The 17440-nt window shown below is 36.6% G+C and carries 14 protein-coding genes; 8 read left to right on the forward strand and 6 right to left on the reverse strand.

The window, feature by feature from the left end; genetic code table 11:
- Positions 1-490 precede the first annotated feature (490 nt).
- The 3 genes from dacB to HLX49_RS14600 all read left to right on the forward strand — a co-directional run bounded on the left by dacB (position 491) and on the right by HLX49_RS14600 (position 4846).
- Entirely contained in the window at positions 491-2020 is a 1530-nt protein-coding gene (dacB, locus tag HLX49_RS14590; protein ID WP_296362784.1) for a D-alanyl-D-alanine carboxypeptidase/D-alanyl-D-alanine endopeptidase, read from the forward strand.
- Positions 2021-2211: 191 nt separating this feature from the next.
- Positions 2212-2973, forward strand: a complete 762-nt coding sequence (locus tag HLX49_RS14595) for an AAA family ATPase (RefSeq protein WP_483372457.1) — start codon at positions 2212-2214, stop codon at positions 2971-2973.
- Between the two features lie 1516 nt (positions 2974-4489).
- Entirely contained in the window at positions 4490-4846 is a 357-nt protein-coding gene (locus HLX49_RS14600) for a hypothetical protein (protein ID WP_296362787.1), read from the forward strand.
- 171 nt (positions 4847-5017) lie between these two features.
- On the opposite strand, the gene metA is transcribed toward HLX49_RS14600, so the two are convergent.
- Positions 5018-5926 (reverse strand): homoserine O-acetyltransferase MetA, encoded by a 909-nt coding sequence (metA, locus tag HLX49_RS14605; RefSeq protein ID WP_296362789.1) that lies wholly within the window; start codon positions 5924-5926, stop codon positions 5018-5020.
- A 321-nt stretch (positions 5927-6247) separates the two neighbouring features.
- Positions 6248-6934, reverse strand: coding sequence for a CDP-diacylglycerol--serine O-phosphatidyltransferase (pssA, locus tag HLX49_RS14610; RefSeq protein ID WP_073010391.1), 687 nt, complete (start codon positions 6932-6934; stop codon positions 6248-6250).
- 467 nt (positions 6935-7401) lie between these two features.
- Here pssA and HLX49_RS14615 point away from each other — a divergent pair, with 467 nt between their 5' ends.
- Complete coding sequence (locus HLX49_RS14615) at positions 7402-8187, forward strand: phosphatidylserine decarboxylase (RefSeq protein ID WP_296362793.1); 786 nt, start codon at positions 7402-7404, stop codon at positions 8185-8187.
- A 2-nt stretch (positions 8188-8189) separates the two neighbouring features.
- On the opposite strand, the gene HLX49_RS14620 is transcribed toward HLX49_RS14615, so the two are convergent.
- The 4 genes from HLX49_RS14620 to HLX49_RS14635 all read right to left on the reverse strand — a co-directional run bounded on the left by HLX49_RS14620 (position 8190) and on the right by HLX49_RS14635 (position 14590).
- On the reverse strand, positions 8190-8774 hold the full coding sequence (locus tag HLX49_RS14620) for a DedA family protein (RefSeq protein WP_296362795.1): 585 nt from the start codon (positions 8772-8774) through the stop codon (positions 8190-8192).
- 325 nt (positions 8775-9099) lie between these two features.
- Complete coding sequence (gene guaC, locus HLX49_RS14625; RefSeq protein WP_296362797.1) at positions 9100-10086, reverse strand: GMP reductase; 987 nt, start codon at positions 10084-10086, stop codon at positions 9100-9102.
- 580 nt (positions 10087-10666) lie between these two features.
- Entirely contained in the window at positions 10667-11914 is a 1248-nt protein-coding gene (locus tag HLX49_RS14630; protein ID WP_296362799.1) for an IS4 family transposase, read from the reverse strand.
- Positions 11915-12649: 735 nt separating this feature from the next.
- Positions 12650-14590, reverse strand: coding sequence for a BglG family transcription antiterminator (locus tag HLX49_RS14635; protein ID WP_296362801.1), 1941 nt, complete (start codon positions 14588-14590; stop codon positions 12650-12652).
- Positions 14591-14745: 155 nt separating this feature from the next.
- On the opposite strand from HLX49_RS14635, the gene HLX49_RS14640 reads away from it, so the two are divergent.
- The 4 genes from HLX49_RS14640 to HLX49_RS14655 all read left to right on the forward strand — a co-directional run.
- A complete protein-coding gene (locus HLX49_RS14640; protein WP_296362803.1) occupies positions 14746-15054 on the forward strand; it encodes a PTS sugar transporter subunit IIB in 309 nt (102 codons plus the stop codon).
- A 28-nt stretch (positions 15055-15082) separates the two neighbouring features.
- Positions 15083-16315 (forward strand): PTS sugar transporter subunit IIC, encoded by a 1233-nt coding sequence (locus tag HLX49_RS14645; RefSeq protein ID WP_296362805.1) that lies wholly within the window; start codon positions 15083-15085, stop codon positions 16313-16315.
- Between the two features lie 18 nt (positions 16316-16333).
- A complete protein-coding gene (locus HLX49_RS14650; protein ID WP_296362808.1) occupies positions 16334-16681 on the forward strand; it encodes a PTS lactose/cellobiose transporter subunit IIA in 348 nt (115 codons plus the stop codon).
- A gap of 17 nt (positions 16682-16698) precedes the next feature.
- Positions 16699-17440, forward strand: a 742-nt coding sequence (locus tag HLX49_RS14655; RefSeq protein WP_296362809.1) for a glycoside hydrolase family 1 protein, incomplete at its 3' end; no start/stop codon positions are given.

The following is a 17440-nucleotide window of genomic DNA, read 5'->3' on the forward strand; positions in this document are numbered from 1 at the left end:
ATCAATCCCCATGCCAGTTTGAATAAATAGAATTTGATTCATGATAAAACTCCTTTTTGATTAAATTATTTCCGCATCATGTAGAATTCTTTTATTCAACCGTTCCCAGTGAAAATGCCTCTTAAACATTACCCTCATACTAATTGTCTTTGATGCATATCTTCATATGATGGTACACAACATAATAGCACTTTTTAAGGCATAGCTTTAAGTAGATTTTACAAAGCGGACTAAGCATGACACATCGATGTCTCGATTTGGTTTGACTAAAATGTATTAAAAAGGCTTAAATGCCATATGCTGTATGTCCAAGCTTTTACCTCAATTCCTTACTAGTAATATGTAATCGGCTAGTTGTAAATACGAAATGAATCGGATTAGCTCTGAATTGCAACCTAGATTTTTTGCACAAGAATAAAATTAAAGCAAAACGACGGCGTTTTATCGACATAAAGACTTTGATATTTTTCTAAAAAGGAGATGGTCTTTTATGGGATGGAAAATTTGTAAAAAAAGCACGCTACTTATCCTAGCTATTATCGTACTAGCTATTATTCCATTTGCTATTCAAGATGAATTTGTATTTACAAAGGTGTCTAACGCAACAGAGAATGCAGAAGTGCAAGCAAATTCCTTGGAGGAGAACCTCTCCAAAATATTAACAAATAAACGGTTAGATGGTACAACAACATCTGTAAGCGTCATGCATGCTAATACAGGAGATATTCTATTTTCCGAAAACAGCGACAGACGTTTGCACCCTGCATCAAACATGAAACTATTAACATCGGTTGCCGCATTAGAAATATTGGGAGAAAATTACCAATTCACCACACAAGTGCGAACGAACGGGAAAGTGAAAGGAAAAGTGTTGCACGGTGACTTATTTTTACAAGGAAAAGGTGACCCGACGTTATTAAAAAGTGATTTGAAGCAGATGGCGGTAGATATGAAGGAACAAGGAATTCGTAAAGTGAAAGGAAATATTATTGCAGATGATACTTGGTATGATGATGAACGGCTTTCCCAAGATTTAAATTGGTCTGACGAGTCATTTTATACAGGTGCGCAAGTGTCTGCTTTAACGCTTTCTCCGAATAAAGATTATGATGCAGGCACAGTAATTGTCCATGTTTTACCACAGGCCACCGAAAGTGGAAAAGCAATCATCGAAGTAACGCCTAAAACAGATTACATTAAAATTGTAAATCGCACACAAATTGTAGATGCAGATAAGCCGAAAGATATTGCTATAGAGAGAGAACACGGGACGAACAGAATCATTGTAGAAGGAACTATGCCAAAAAAAGCTACACAAGTAAGGTCATGGGTTGCCGTTTGGGAGCCGACAATGTATACGCTAGACGTATTCCAGAAAACACTACACGAGGAAGGTATTGACTTTATTGGTAAAACTGAGGAACTCATGAAAGCAGCTCCAGTTAACAGCACTATATTAACAGAGAAAGAGTCAATGCCCCTTAAAGATTTGCTCATCCCTTTTATGAAACTAAGCAATAATGGGCATGGCGAAGTGTTAACCAAAGAAATGGGAAAAGTTGTTCATGGAGAAGGAAGCTGGAAAAAAGGGCTTGCAGTAATGGAACAAGTAATGGAGCAATTTGGTGCAAGCACCGACACGATGCTACTACGCGATGGATCTGGTATGTCACACAAAAATATGATTCCTGCTAGCGAACTTTTGCAAGTATTGTACCATGTACAAGAGCAGGAATGGTTTCCACTGTTTAAAAATTCCTTACCAGTAGCTGGCGTGGAAGATAGACTAGTCGGTGGAACATTACGGCATCGAATGCAGGAAGCACCCGCAAAAGGAAATGTCATCGCAAAAACAGGCTCTCTTAAAGGAATGTCAACACTATCTGGATACGTCACTACAAAGGATCAACAACCACTCATTTTTTCAATCATGATTAATAACTATATTGGATCAAGCGAGGAAATAACGGCAATTGAAGATCAAATCGCCTCCACTTTAGCAGCTCATGAGTTAGAGTAAGAGGTATAAATTATAAAAGTCGCCCGCCCTCACGATGAAAACGCTCACCCTCCCCGTGGGAAGTCGCTCGCTCTTGCGCGGAAATCGCTCCCCCTCGTGATAGAGCTACTCGCTCTGCTTGTTAATACATCTATCCCAAACCATAGCTTCATGCTAAAATAAAAGCAACATTTACAATTGAGGTGATAGGTGTGCCAAAACTAACGTTAGATACAGCATTTTTAAAAACCGTTCACTTAAAAGAAGATCGAATACCTGCAAATGCTGATGAGTTTCCATTTCATTTGCCAGTGATAAAGGATTTTCCTGGGATTTATTTTCATCCGAATGTGACATATATGATTGGTGAAAATGGATTGGGAAAATCTACTTTATTGGAAGCAATTGCAATTACGTTAGGGTTTAACCCTGAAGGCGGGTCGAAGAATTTTAATTTTTCCAGCTATGATTCTCATTCGTCATTGGATCAATATATTCAGATTGCGCGCGGAGCGTATCAGCCGCAAGATTACTTTTTCTTTCGAGCAGAGTCATTTTATAATGTAGCTACCAACATAGAAGAATTAGATGAATTTGCATCAGGAGGACCGAGGATTATTGATTCCTTTGGTGGAACATCTTTGCACGAGCAGTCTCATGGGGAGGCTTTCTTTGCGACGTTTATGCACCGTTTTCAAGGGAATGGGTTATATATTTTAGATGAGCCTGAATCGGCGTTGTCGCCGTTACGGCAACTATCAATGTTAAGACGGATTCATGATCTTGTGGCGGAAGGCTCGCAATTTGTTATTTCTACGCATTCACCGATATTGATGGCTTATCCGAGTGCGAGTATTTTGGAGCTAACTGAAGATGGTATGCAGGAAACAGAATTGGAGCAAACGAGTCATTACAAGGTGATGGCACAGTTTTTTGAAAATAAACAGCGCATGCTCCACCACTTGTTTGATTAATGTAAAGGGTAAAAGGAGATGCGATGGGGGAGCTGATAAATCAACGAGAACATTATCACCCCTTAGCTTTTCGCTTGATGCTCATAGGTAATATATAATTCAAGCGCCATGGTTATTGCATATAACAAAATTCCGATAGCGAAATAAAAGCTCTTAAAATTGAAAAATAATCCACCAACGAGAAAAAAGATCAGTCCAATGAAAAATACGACAAATTGGAGTGAAAGTTGCTTGAGACTTAAGTCGTTTTCTGCGTGGCAGTATGGACATGTTACTGTTCTAGTTGCAAGTCCACGATACCATAATGTTTTGTATGGTGTACTTTTATTGCAATTCCAGCAAATGCATTTCTTCCTTCTAAGCATGATATCGCCTCGTTTTCGTTTCTACCTTATTTCGAATTTGAAGTACTAATAAGACACCACTTCAATGATTGTTGTGTGCTGTATATTAGAACTAATTTCTTTGTTGGTGAGCGTTTTTATTACTTTGCAGTACCAACAATGGGCGGCATTTCCCTCTCGAACTAAATAACCGTAACCAGAAGTTTATTATTACATAATTAATATAGCATAAGAGCAGAGGGCGAGGCTAAATATACTATTTAATAGTGAAATGACTAAACTTACTTAGTTTGCTACTTAAAGAATACACGAAGCGTTAAAACGTATAGAACGTTTCATGAATAGGAATGAAAAGAGGATAAGCGAACCAAAAAACACTAAGAATTATAACGTGTAAAAAAGCTTCAAAACGTTTTTGATTGCATACAAAATGCATGTTGTATATAATGAATATATAAAACATATAATAATAAAAGACGCTAGTTCTAGTGTTACTAAAACTAACGTCTAGAAGGTAGCTATACCGCAAGACAGCGGTGGCGCAATAAAGTAAAAAAGTAATCTACTTCCTACTTGGCTGAGCAGGGTGGATTACTTTTTTGTGTTGGAGTTGATTATCGCTACAATTAAAGTACCGAATGCACAAATTACGAGCAAATGGTCTGTAGTAATAATCATGTGATCACCCCCTTTCCCAAAGAAATAACTTCGGAAGGTGAGTGCCACATACCACCCTGCATATACAACTACCTAAATTTAATTATATCACACTATTCAAAAAATCCTAATGTGGAAACGAACCAGCGTAACGCGTTTCGCTGAAATAAACGCAACATTACGGAGAATAGCTTAGTAAATAAAGAGAAACCGTTGCATTTGGTGTATGCCATCAAATCACAAGTATGCTCTATTGCAAAGAACCTCCACGAGAGGTTTAAACCTTATTCAACCATTTAATGAACTGTATATTTAACATTTGAAGTTCTTGTGAAGGTTTATATTGTCATCATATAGATGAAAACAAGTGGTTAAAGATATCAGATAAAGCCGATTTTGCTAGCTAAGTCCCTCAATCTATAAAAACAACCTCACTTTATGATTGTTGAAACACAATAGTTTCTCGCACAAACACCCAATCTTTTTCATATCTTATCGTAGAGAAAAAAATTGAAATGAGGGAAGTAGAAATGAGTTATGAATGGAATGATCCTGCTCAAACAAGTAATCATCAAGAGCTTGAACTGGCATATCCAACAGCTCCTGCATATTACGAAGAACAAGACTGGATGCGTCGCCCAATTGGTTTTGGAAGACCGTTCTTTGGACCTAGACCATTTTTTGGGCCTAGGCCATTCTTTGGACCAGGCTTCGGATTTGGCGGCCCTGGATTCTTTCCTGGATTTGGTTTTGGAGTAGCTCCCTTTGTTGGAGGATTAGCTGGTGGTTTATTAGCTGGATCGTTAGTAAATGCTTTCGCCCCTCCATATTATCAAGGCTATGGAGCTTATCCTCCTTATTATGGCTATTAGCTTCTGCAAATATATCCCCTCCCATTTATAATAAAAACGCAAGTCCCACAGATGCTAAGGGGCTTGCGCATTTATTTCATAAGTAATAAAGCTAAATGCTAACAGAGATTCAGATTTAATGACATTTCAATTTCACCTAACAGAAGCTAAAATGAATGCTTAGCAAATCAACTATTTCCATTCGTATGGTGTTTCTTGATAGACATAATAATTTAACCAGTTAGAGAATAGCAGGTGTGCATGGGAGCGCCAACGATGGAGTGGCGTCTTTTTAGGGTTATTATCAGGAAAATAATTTTTCGGTATTGCTGGGTTAAGTCCCTTTTTTCTATCTCGATCGTACTCTTCTGCAAGGGTATCAAACTCATATTCAAAATGCCCTGTAAGCATAATGTGCTTCTCGTCTTTGGAAATCATAATAAACGGATCGTCGTCCGTCGTTGCAGCGAGCACCATTAAACGACTATCAGCTTGAACGTCTGCTAGTGATGTTCCCGTATAACGGGAATGTGGCGCTAGAAATTCATCATCGAACCCACGAATAAGCTCGACGGTAGAATGTGAAATCGTATGAGGAAACACTCCTGTGCATTTGGCTGGGAGCGTATATTTTCCTATTCCATAGTGGTAATATAGTGCTGCTTGAGCTGCCCAGCAAATATGTAATACAGAAGTTACATGGGTTTTCGACCATTCCATAATCATTTTCAGCTCTTCCCAATAATTCACCTCTTCAAAAGCGAGCATTTCCACAGGTGCACCGGTAATAATCATTCCGTCAAACCGTTTATGCTTGATGGAATGAAACGTTTGATAAAACTGGTTCAGATGTGATTTACTGACGGTTTTTGAATCGTGTGTTGCTGTATGCAGAAATGTCACTAGCACTTGCAAGGGAGAATTCCCTAATAGCCGGAGAAGCTGTGTTTCCGTCCGCTCTTTTTCCGGCATTAAATTAACGATCACAATGTTTAATGGTCGAATATCTTGGGTCGTTGCTCGTACCGTATCCATAATGAAAATATTTTCTTTTTCCAAAGTAGCGTGTGCTGGCAGTTGCTTAGGAATTGTAATCGGCAACTAGGAACCCTCCTTTTTCGTATTTTCCCTATTATATAGGTAATTGACAGAAAGTTCTATCGATCTGTTTTGAAAAAGAAGATGGTCTAAAATATATCTCGTATCTAAGATTTTGTAACCCTTGGCGTTACGACGAGCTGGAAAACGTACTAGGCACAGTCCTTATTACAAATTTAGGAGGTTTTAGGTCGTTCCTCCGTACTGTCAGAGCGATGAAATTGACTTTGAAATTTTTTGGGTAATTTTCAAGGGCTACTCTATTCCGTGGAGAAAGGATTCTCACTGATAGATGTTCCGCTCTATGTTTTACCAACAAGCTATTTATCTACTTGCTTTTATTTTGATAAAACGATACGTCATATAAATAAGGTATAGCGGGATAACTATATAAAGAAGAGAAGTAAATACTCTCCAAGATCTAGCATGATTCATAAATAACATCATTCCTATAAGAATAGTGACAATGGTTTCGTTTCTTGGCAAGCGTACTTTTTTTAGGCTCGGTATTTGTATGGTACTAACCATTAAAAAACAAAGCAAAATAAAAATAACCATAGTAAATGTACTCGGAATGTCTTCTCTAAATAAAATGAGGGTAGCAAGAATCCCCCCCGCTATAGTAATGGGTATTCCAGTAAAATGATATAATGATTCTTCTTTTGCTGTAATATTATATCTAGCTAATCGATAAGCCCCAAACAAAGGAAATAGTCCTGATATTGCTAGACCAATCCACCCAAGATCAAACAACATTGTATAGTACATTAAAAAGCTTGGTGCGACACCAAAAGTAATGATGTCAGCTAAAGAATCTAACTCCTTTCCCAAAGGGCTTTCAACATGTAATAATCTGGCTATTCTTCCATCTATACTATCAAGTAACATTCCGATAAGAATAAAAATAGCTGCGTTTTTATAATGATTAGATGCCGTATAACCGATGGATAAGTAGCCACAGTATAAGTTTCCCAATGTAAAAAGGTTAGGTATTTGTTTTTTAAAATTCATTATTTCCTCCTGATTTTATTACTTGTAATGTTACATTTATCTACATATAAGTTTAGATGACTTTATAAAATGTGAATGTAGTAATACCACATTATGTGAATTTCTGAACTTTTTCAAGAGACGTTAGGTCTTTTCTGCTATCGAGATAAAATTTTTAGGTTTACCCCGATATAAGGTGCTGTATGAATTATTTCAAGAATTCGAGATGCAAGCTGAACAAGTCTTGCTAAATTAAAAAAGCACTTTACATATTATTAATCATTTCACCATTCTTACTTATTTTACTGCTAAAATAGACTAAATGGTAAACAGCAATTGTTGGAAACGTATAAATCTTTATTTTATACAAGAATAATTATAAAATTAATAGCAAGGAAGCAACGATATAATAATTTGTTTATAGAGTGGGCGAAAGCAAACCCTCGATTATAGTTTCATTCTGTAAGTTCATATATAGGAGTGATAATTTGTTAAAAGCTTGGTTAAAATTATTTGTTGAATTAACCGGAAATAATTATGTATCTCAATTGCTCGTTCGTTTTACAAGTTCTACTTGGAGTCGCATGCTTGTCCCAATCTTTGCTAAAATATACCGTATTAACCAAGAAGAAATGGAAAAATCGTTGTCAGAATATCAAAGCTTACACCAACTCTTTACTAGAAAATTAAAATTCGGTTGCAGATCTATAGAATCACAGCCTAATTGTTTGGTTAGCCCAGTAGATGGCGTGATAAGCGATTTTGGATTTGTTCAGGATGTTGAAAAATACTCAATAAAAAACAAACAAATTAGGTTAGAAGAGATGCTAGGTAGTAAAGAAAAGGCGGATGTATATCGAAATGGAAAATATATTATTTTGTACTTATCACCGCGTCATTATCATAGAATACATAGTCCTGTAGATGGGATAATCAAAGAAAGCTGGGTGCTTGGCGAAAAATCTTATCCTGTTAATTCTATTGGTTTAAAATATGGGAATAGCCCTCTATCAACTAATTATCGTAGAATAACAGAAATCCAAAGTGAATTAGGAAATATTGCTGTTGTGAAAGTAGGCGCCTTAAATGTCAATAGTGTCCATCTTACTGCTCGTTCGGATAAATTAGGGCGTGGTGAAGAACTGGCTTATTTTTCATTTGGTTCTACAGTTGTATTATTTATCGAAAGAGCAACTTTTCAATTTTCACCAGATATAGAAGGAAACAATGATATTTCGTTTGGAAAGAGCGTCGGTGTTTTTTCCAATGCTTGATTTTAATTTCGTTTAATTTTTCTCAGAATGATAAATAAGACGCCAGTAAGAATGATTAACCACATTATTTTTGATGCTTGCGAGAAAAAGGTTGTAATATATTCCCATTGATCACCTAAAATATTCCCCAAAATAATAAATGTGGATGCCCAAAAAATAGCGCCTATATAAGCGAAAATAGCAAAACGAAAATAATGATATTTGCTAAATCCTGCTACATAAGCAGTGACATGTCTAATCCCGGGGATGAAATAACCAAAAATGAGAAATGTGGCTCCATACTTATTAAAATTGTTCCGAACCCAGTCTATCTGTTTTTCTTTTATGCGTAATTTAGGGCCAAAACGTTTTATAAATGGGACACCTAACCACTGCCCCAATAAATAGCTTATTGAGATCCCGCTTATTGAACCCAAGATGGCAATGAATATAGCTAGATTGAGTGACATATTTCCTAAAGATACATGATAGCCAACATATGTAAGTAATACTTCATCTGGAAAAGGCATCCCTACAATCCCTAATATAAGAACAATATACATTCCGATGTATCCATAATGAACTATAAAGCTTTCTAAATCTGTCATGTTGTTCCATTCCTTCAAGTACCTAGTAGTATCAATTCCTTTAAATGTAAGAATAGTATACCATTATTAATGGGGAACTGCTATAGAACGTCGTTGTAGAAAATTATGTTAACAAAGCTGTATGCTGTATGAAGGGTTCCAGAGAATTATTGCTTTTTGAATTAAAAGAAAGTATTTTGGAAGAAAACCGCAACGAATAATTTGTTCTTACGCTATAGGAGAAATATAGAGGGAATATATAATTTTGCAATTTAGAATATAAAAAACGAAGGCTTGAGCCATTCTTGATGGCAGCAGCCTTCGTTTTTATAAGGTAAAGTTTCATTTAGTATATAATCTTATCACCATTAAAGATGGAGTTTTTCACAACTACATAATCGACGGTACGGATGGCTTCTAGCTTTTTGCCACCTGCATAGGAAATGGAGGATTGTAAGTCTTGCTCCATCTCTTGCAGTGTATCTTTTAAGGAACCTTTATGCTCTACAAGCATTTTCTTTCCTTCGACGTTCTTCTTCTCGCCTTTTTGGAACTCGGAAGCAGAACCGAAATATTCTTTTAAAACCTTGCCATCTTTTTCAATGGTTTCCCCTGGAGACTCTTCATGACCAGCAAACAGCGATCCAATCATCACCATCGTTGCACCAAAGCGGATCGATTTAGCAATATCTCCATGCGTACGAATACCACCGTCAGCAATAATCGGCTTGCTTGCAGCTCTTGAACACCAGCGAAGCGCTGCTAATTGCCAGCCACCAGTGCCAAAGCCTGTTTTAATTTTCGTAATACATACTTTCCCTGGTCCAATTCCAACCTTCGTAGCATCCGCGCCCGCATTTTCCAATTCACGAACAGCTTCTGGAGTACCAACGTTTCCAGCAATCAAGAAGCTCTCACGTAAATGTTTTTTAATATGTTGAATCATTTTTATCACAGACTCCGAATGTCCATGCGCAATATCGATTGTAATATAATCTGGGATCAGTTTATCTGCTGCTAGCTGCTCCACAAAATCATATTCTTCGTCTTTCACGCCAACGCTAATGGAAGCAATGAGTCCACGTTCATGCATATCTTTAATAAAATCGGTACGTTTTTCTGGCTCAAAGCGGTGCATAATATAAAAATAGCCATTTTCAGCTAACATCAACGCAATTTTTTCATCAATAATTGTCTGCATATTTGCAGGTACAACAGGTAATTTAAATGTATGCTTGCCTAATGTGACGCTCGTATCACATTCTGAACGGCTGCGTACAATACATTTTGCGGGAATTAATTGAATATCTTCGTAATCAAACACATTATCCATACCTAACACCTCTAAAATCCGAATAAAAATTATTCGTTTATATTTAACGTTCGTCTATTAGTAATGTACATGATTTTGAATGAGAAGTCAAAATTTTATTTGGAAGGGATTTAGATCCGGATCCTACGAGGAAAATATATAAGGATGTTTAGGTGGGATGCGAGTAAACTATCTTCTAACCTAGTTTTTGTGCTATAAGAATTTTAGGTTCTATAGGATAGGAAGAACAATAGCTTTCAATAAAGGCTAGGAACGATAAGGAAGCTTGTTTAAAAAACCACCAAAAAGGATTGCTCTGCGAGGCAATCCTTTCACTTGCACTATAGGAAAGTATCCAATTTGGCTCTATTACAGTGATAGTCTATCCATCTGAAATGTTAAATTTTGTAAAGTCGCTGAAGTTCACAATTATCCACGAGTTGCTAATCTTAAACCCATATCACTAGCGTTGCATAAAATAATTCTCGAAAGTCAAGTCTTTTAATTCGTCGTCTTTTTAAACAGAAAGAATATTCAGTCATAATATATACTTGTAAATAAAAAAGAACAATAGGCTTTAAAGGTAGTCCTTTATCCATTTTCAGAATATTATATACATTAAACCATTGGGATCGTATGTTAGGTCATCTAAGTGCAAAACATCTCCTAATTCGTATTGGGCTAAGGTTTCTTCAAAGATTTGTCTATGTTTTTGCCGCCGTCGCCCGCTGGATGAACGTTCAGGTTCCTTAAAGATTTCCAAAACAAACGTAGACATCTTATGGTCGTAACAGTCGCGAATCCAATCCAGCATTTCCAATAAAGTGCCTTTAAAGCCTAATTTGTGCTTGATTAACAGCGTAAGACAAAAAACAATCATTGCTAAATAGATTTGATTGTAAACGGCATTTTCACTCTTACCATAGAGCTTTTTAATGACCAAATGTTGCTTGATCCATTTGAAAAACAATTCGATCTTCCAGCGGTTGCGATAGATATCACTAATTTCAGCTGCGCTTTGGCTGGCATCATTACACACAATACGAATTTTGTTCCCTTCGCTATCCGATGTTTCAACGAATTGCAGATAGTTTTTCATGTTTACTATTTTCACAATGGCATGCTTCGTGATAGGGGAAGCATCTTCAACTGGTAAGTCTTCGATCACGTGCACTTTTGTATTGGTTTTTAGACGTGTGGCAAACTTGATTCCTTCCTCCGAATAAGCGTCAAACTTTTTAAAGTTGAAGTAACCACGGTCAAATACGTTAAGAACATCTTCATCTGGCATAATTAATGCATTAAGTTTCGTTTCATCTGCAGGTCGAGCTGGGGTTGGGATGATTTTATTCGGGTATACGTCCTCTTCGCACAACAGAACAGAAGTATGGATTTTAATTCCCGATTTTGTTTCCCGAAAAACAGCCCATTCATACCCGCTCAGACACATGGAAATGGTAGATGAATCAATGAGATTCAGCTTGTCCAATACCTTTTCTGCTTTTACAGGCCCAAGTATAAGATGAATTTTTTGAATCAAATGGCGTAAAATAACTCCGAGTGTCTCGTGTGGTATCTCTCGATTTTTACGCGAAAGTTGCGACTTACTAATGCTATCTATACCTACTAGTCTCTGGACGGTTTTCTTCCGTGAAAGTGCATTACTAATTTCTTTTAGGCTACTTAATTTTTTTAGCTGCGCGTAGATGAGTAAGTTAATGAAAGTAAGCGTATCTAGCTTTTTAACGTACTTATCTAACCCCGTAATAGCGGTCATTGTTTGAATAATTTTTAAATCTAATGGATGAATGTATTCCTTGAATACAGTTTTTATGGTATGATTGTCCACGGTATCTCCTTATAATTTGGGATTTGGACAGGACTACCATTCCCTTATTATAAGGTTTTTTATACTTTTTTACAGTGAAATGTCCTATTATTCCTAATATTGCGTTAAAATATTTTGCTTGACTTTTTTATAAAAAGTTTATGCAACGCTAGTGAACCCATATAATGATAGGGTTTATAGTATAAGTAAAACAATTGCTCTATCGCTATAAAACTTTTGCGACAAGCCAAGTCTTTCTAATAAGATAAGCAAGCATAGAATTAGTGGCTTGTGTATAATACCATAGCCAAATAAGCCACGTCCGTCCAAGCGCCCAGCAACGACTCGACTTCACGAATCGCCTTACAATAAGTCCTCATCGGTTCGTCACTAAGAGGAAAGCCGACTAAAGACGCTTTCCGACCTACGTTGGCATGCCCCTGTTTTAGGGGCATGATTCCTTTATCTTTAGTTGATTCGTTCCATTCGCTACGTTGTTAAAGGCGCCCAGAGCCTTTGTTTTAAAGTGCATTTTCCATCAGCACGGGGTTTTTCCTCTCTCCACGGATGGTTAGTAGCCCAAGGGGAAATTTAAAAGCTCCTTACGAAAGGGCATTTAGGTGCATCTCTCACTTAGATTTGTCCAGATCGATTTTCCCATTCTTAAAGTGGGAGTTTTACAGCACCTTATATCCAAGATAAAAATCTTACAGAAAACGGGGTTGAGATGATGATGTTTGATGATATCATGATATATCAATCTTCATTTTTCATTAATAAATTAGATAATTGATCAATAAACGTTTGAAAGTTTGGCGCCTTTGATAAGATGGAAACATTCTTTGGATCTGTTAATACTTTAATATATGCGTCATATATTTCGCGGTAAATCTTTCTTTCATTTTGACTCATAGCGATCATAGAAACAATTCGAATATTATCATTTGCTCCCCATGAAATCGGTTGTTCGGGAATTAAGATAGCGATAGCTGTTTGAAAAGCGTTCATGTTCATGGAATGTGGGACAGCGACTATATTGTTAAACGCTGTTGATGACATGCTTTCACGCTTCATCACATCTTTAATAAAGCTGTTTGGCACAATTTCATACTGTAGGAATTTGTCTGCTAAATAGGTGATCACCTCTGTTTCATTGGCAAATGATTTACCTCGAATAAATAGTCGTTCATCAAATAGTGCAAATAACTTTTGTTTTATTTTCGTGTTTGCTTTCATTTGTTTAACTCGCTCTACTTCTTGATTGATTTTTTTCACATCTCTTTCAGAGACAAAAGGGCTAATGGTAACAATAGGATTTTCAATAGAAAGGGAGAGTGGAAGCGTTGTAATCATTATATCCGCTTCCATATCTTCCGCTAACGCTTCTAATTTATGATCTATTTGTGTAATAACCTGTTCAATAGCTAATTGATTTCCAACATGTGTCAGTAATTTATGTTTTATTTCTCGATGCACATCATAGTATTCTGGAGAAACTAGAATCGCTTTTATTTTGGTACTTGTATGCTGCTTTAATTCTAAACAACTCCCAACATGTAAGGCGATATACGTAATTTCATCCTCTGCGAATTGCAAGTTCTCTTCTTCCATAATGATGTTAGATATAAAAACGGCAAGGTCGTAAATTAGTGGTGAAGATGTTTTTATCGTTTGAGTCAATGGATTTTTCGATAAAAATCCACTAGCTGATCTTGCTGTCATATTTTTCATATGCAAGGCAAATTTAGTTATAAACTCCGGATCATTTAAATCAACGAGATAGCTTTCATTTACTCTAGTGATTAGTTTTTCCACCAAAGCGATATATTTTTCGTCAACAAAACTATTTGTGTGAGAAGATGTGTTGTCTTGCAGATGTATCGTTGTTTTACTTGCTAATAAAGATTGCAAATAGTTCATTTCTGAAGCGCGCAAGGACACCTGGAAATAGGTTTCAATCAATTGTTTGACTTCATCTGTTGTGCTATTGGATAGAATAGGGTTATCCAATTCATAGCTGTATTTTTCGATGAATTGTTCATCTTTCATACGTTCAATTGAAATGACGATATGATACAGGATATTACCTATCGTATATTCGTTAATATCTAACCCATGGCGATTTAAAATGTGTAGCAGTTTGTCTCTAAACGTATGTAAATCGTAGCCAAAGCTTTCCTCTAAATCGACGATGTTATAGAAGGTTGTATTATATTCTTTAAAATAAATCGCACTCATTAACTTTCTTTTATTGCGTTCCAATCCTGTTAATGTCAATTGATCTTTATGACGCAGAAGTTGCAAGTCGAAATTTTTTAATACAGACCTGCCGTGTTGGAGGTCTTTTTCTATTGTAGGGACACTAACATCCAGTTCATCACTTAAATCGAATACATCCAGCCCTTCTGACAGCAGTACAAGCTGTTGTAACAGGTAATACATTCGCTGTGATGGCGTTTTGATGAATGAACGGTGCGTTTTTTTCATCTTTGCAGATTCTTTTTGCACGCCAGTCCAACAGTAACCGAGGTGAGAGGATTCAATGATTTTTTGTGGCGAAGCCTGATTCACTTGTGAAATATAATTTCTCAACGTTCTTGGGGAGACACCTAACAACTCGGTAAGTGTTGTTGTATTTACCCAATCTTGTTGCTGCTGTAAATAATGAACAAGTACTTCCCTTTTTGGTTTACTCAATCAGAACCCCTCCTATTTCTTTCTATTCTATTTTAGCTTATTTATTCGTTTATTAATAATCATGATGTTGCCTACCCTTAGGCAAATGCTTGATTGGTAAAAAGAGAGGGATCACGTAATAATAAACGTACAACAACAAACGAGGAGGACCTAAAATGAAACAAACAGCACTTTTAATTTGTAGCGGCGGAGCATCCAGTGGATTCTTAGCGCAAAATATCCGCAAAGCAGCTAAAAAGCGAAGCATGGAAATAGAGGTAATTGCTAGAGGAGAGTCTGAACTAAGAGAATATATGGATCAAATTGACGTTGTACTCATTGCCCCACATCTTAGTTATGTACGGGAGGATATTGAGAAGCAATTAGAAGGTAGTAATATTCCTTGTACCTTAATTGACCAATCGACCTATGGTTTGCTGGATGGGGAAAAAGGACTGGACATTATTTTAGAGCAATTGAATTAATAAAAATACGAACAGAGGGTGAACGATAATGAAAAAGTTTATTCAATGGATGAATGAATCATTTGCACCTAAAATGAATAAAATCACGCGCAATCCTTGGGTTTCAGCTATTCAGGAAGCAATTATGGGTGTTCTGCCGCTAATTTTGGTAGGATCCCTTATTACACTTATCTCTATTTTGAATAAGTATATTTCAGGAATGCCAAATTTGCAGCCAATCAGTGATTTTTCTTTCGGACTCATGAGTTTGTTCATCGCATTTTTAACACCTTATTTTATTATGGATAAATTAAAGAAGAATGATCGTAGGTTGGTTGCAGGGCTAACAGGGGCAGCAATGTTTCTTATGTTACTGTCACCAGAGTTTACCGATGATGGTGCGATTTCTTTCGCTTTTGAACGATTCGGAGCAAACGGAATGTTTGTATCTTTGTTTGTAGGGTTGTTAGTTGGTGTTGTGTTCTATCAATTTAGTAAGTTTTCCTTTTTTAAAAGTTCTAGCTCTTTGCCAGATTTCATTATTGTATGGTTTGACACGATTATTCCAATTACATTGATTCTGTTAGTTAGTTGGTTGTTTACGTTTCAATGGAATTTTGATTTATATAGTGGCATTATCAGTCTTTTTGAGCCTTTAAACTTAATTGGTCATAGCTTCGCTGGTTTTGTTATTATTACTTTTATTTGTGTATTTTTATATACATTCGGCATCAGCCCGTGGGCACTGTACCCGATTATTTTTCCGATTTGGGTGTCAGGAGTTGAAGAAAATGCCATGCATGTCAGTCAAGGACTGCAGCCAGAAAATATTCACGTATTTGAAACTATGATGGGGTGGATTTGGATTGGTGGTATGGGAACGACCCTTCCATTAGTCATCTTAATGCTATTTTTAGCAAAATCAAACCATTTAAAAGCGATGGGTAGAGTTACGATTGCACCATCTATTTTCAATATTAATGAGCCAGTGATTTTTGGTTCGCCGATTGCATTTAATCCGATTTTGATGGTGCCAATGTGGTTAAATGGGATTGCTATGCCAGTTATTACGTATTTCGTCATGAACTTAGGCATGGTTACCATTCCATCGCAGGTTTTACAACTATGGTATTTGCCAATTGGTATTTCCACATTTTCAGTTAATACTGACTTTAGAGGATTAATTTTGTTAGCCCTTCTCTTAGTAGTATCTTTTATCATTTGGTATCCATTTTTTAAAGTGTACGATAACCAAAAAGTTCAAGAAGAGGCTAATCAGTAATTGTAGGAGGCGTTATTAATGGAAAACGAAACAAATCGTATTCTTGAAACAGCGATGAAAATCATTTTAGCGGCAGGGAATGCACGTGAACAAATACAATCTGCCATGGCTGGGATGGGGGCATATAATTTTTCTGCTGCAGAAGAGCATTTGGCGCAAGCAAAAGAATATATTTCAGAGGCGCATACGGCACAAACAGAAACGATTCAAGGTGAAGCTAGAGGAGAAGTTATTCCATTTTCTTTATTGTTTACCCATGCACAAGATCATCTTATGACGGTAATCAGTGAACATCAAACAGCAAAAAATTTGTTAACTGTTTTTCGCTCGCTTGATCAACGGATATCGGAGCTTGAGAATAAGTAATTTTTGGAGGTTAGAGTATGCTTTATTCAGGAAAACCATCTTTTCCAAAGGATTTCCTTTGGTCAGCAGGAACATCAGCATATCAATGTGAGGGTGCACATCTTACACATGGGAAAACGCTCTCCGTTGTAGAGAAAAATATGAATCATAATTATGCAGATCCTAGTGTTGCATCAGGGCACTATGAGTTTTGGGAAAAAGATGTAGAGCTGATGAAAGAATTAGGGTTGAAAGCTTATCGATTCTCTATTTCCTGGCCACGTGTCCTCCCAAAAGGTAGAGGTGAGGTCAATCAAGAAGGCATTGACTTTTATCGCAATATAATTACGAAATTAAAAGAGTACGAGATAGAACCTATCGTTACCATTTATCATTTTGATCTGCCACAGTGCTTACAGGAAGAATATGGAGGATGGTCATCCAGAAAGGTTATTCCAGATTTTGAGGAGTACTGCCAGGTGTTATTTGACCACTTCGCTCAAGACGTAAAATATTGGATTACGATTAACGAGCAGAGTAACATGTTTCAACTGCCGTATTTAATGGAGTTTAATGAGAATCTGCCGTTAGAAAAGCAAAAATTCGAAATGAACCATATTATGACATTAGCTCATGCTAAAGCGATTCATCGGTTAAGAAAAACAAATCCAAACGCAAAAATTGGCCCAGCTTTAGGTATTATTCCGAATTATCCTGCATCTCCTAAACCTGCAGATATTTTAGCGGCAAAACATGCGGATGATTTAAGAACGTATTTAT

This window comes from Virgibacillus sp., from assembly GCF_013393565.1.
GTDB lineage: Bacteria > Bacillota > Bacilli > Bacillales > Amphibacillaceae > Virgibacillus > Virgibacillus dokdonensis.

What these genes read in the sequence shown, in the direction of transcription:
- HLX49_RS14600 (WP_296362787.1), top strand. Translation starts at nt 4,490, where the DNA reads ATGAGGGAAGTAGAAATGAGTTATGAATGGAATGATCCTGCTCAAACA.
- HLX49_RS14620 (WP_296362795.1), bottom strand. Translation starts at nt 8,774, where the DNA reads ATGACAGATTTAGAAAGCTTTATAGTTCATTATGGATACATCGGAATG.
- HLX49_RS14640 (WP_296362803.1), top strand. Translation starts at nt 14,746, where the DNA reads ATGAAACAAACAGCACTTTTAATTTGTAGCGGCGGAGCATCCAGTGGA.
- HLX49_RS14650 (WP_296362808.1), top strand. Translation starts at nt 16,334, where the DNA reads ATGGAAAACGAAACAAATCGTATTCTTGAAACAGCGATGAAAATCATT.
- guaC (WP_296362797.1), bottom strand. Translation starts at nt 10,086, where the DNA reads ATGGATAATGTGTTTGATTACGAAGATATTCAATTAATTCCCGCAAAA.
- pssA (WP_073010391.1), bottom strand. Translation starts at nt 6,934, where the DNA reads ATGAATTTTAAAAAACAAATACCTAACCTTTTTACATTGGGAAACTTA.
- dacB (WP_296362784.1), top strand. Translation starts at nt 491, where the DNA reads ATGGGATGGAAAATTTGTAAAAAAAGCACGCTACTTATCCTAGCTATT.
- HLX49_RS14645 (WP_296362805.1), top strand. Translation starts at nt 15,083, where the DNA reads ATGAAAAAGTTTATTCAATGGATGAATGAATCATTTGCACCTAAAATG.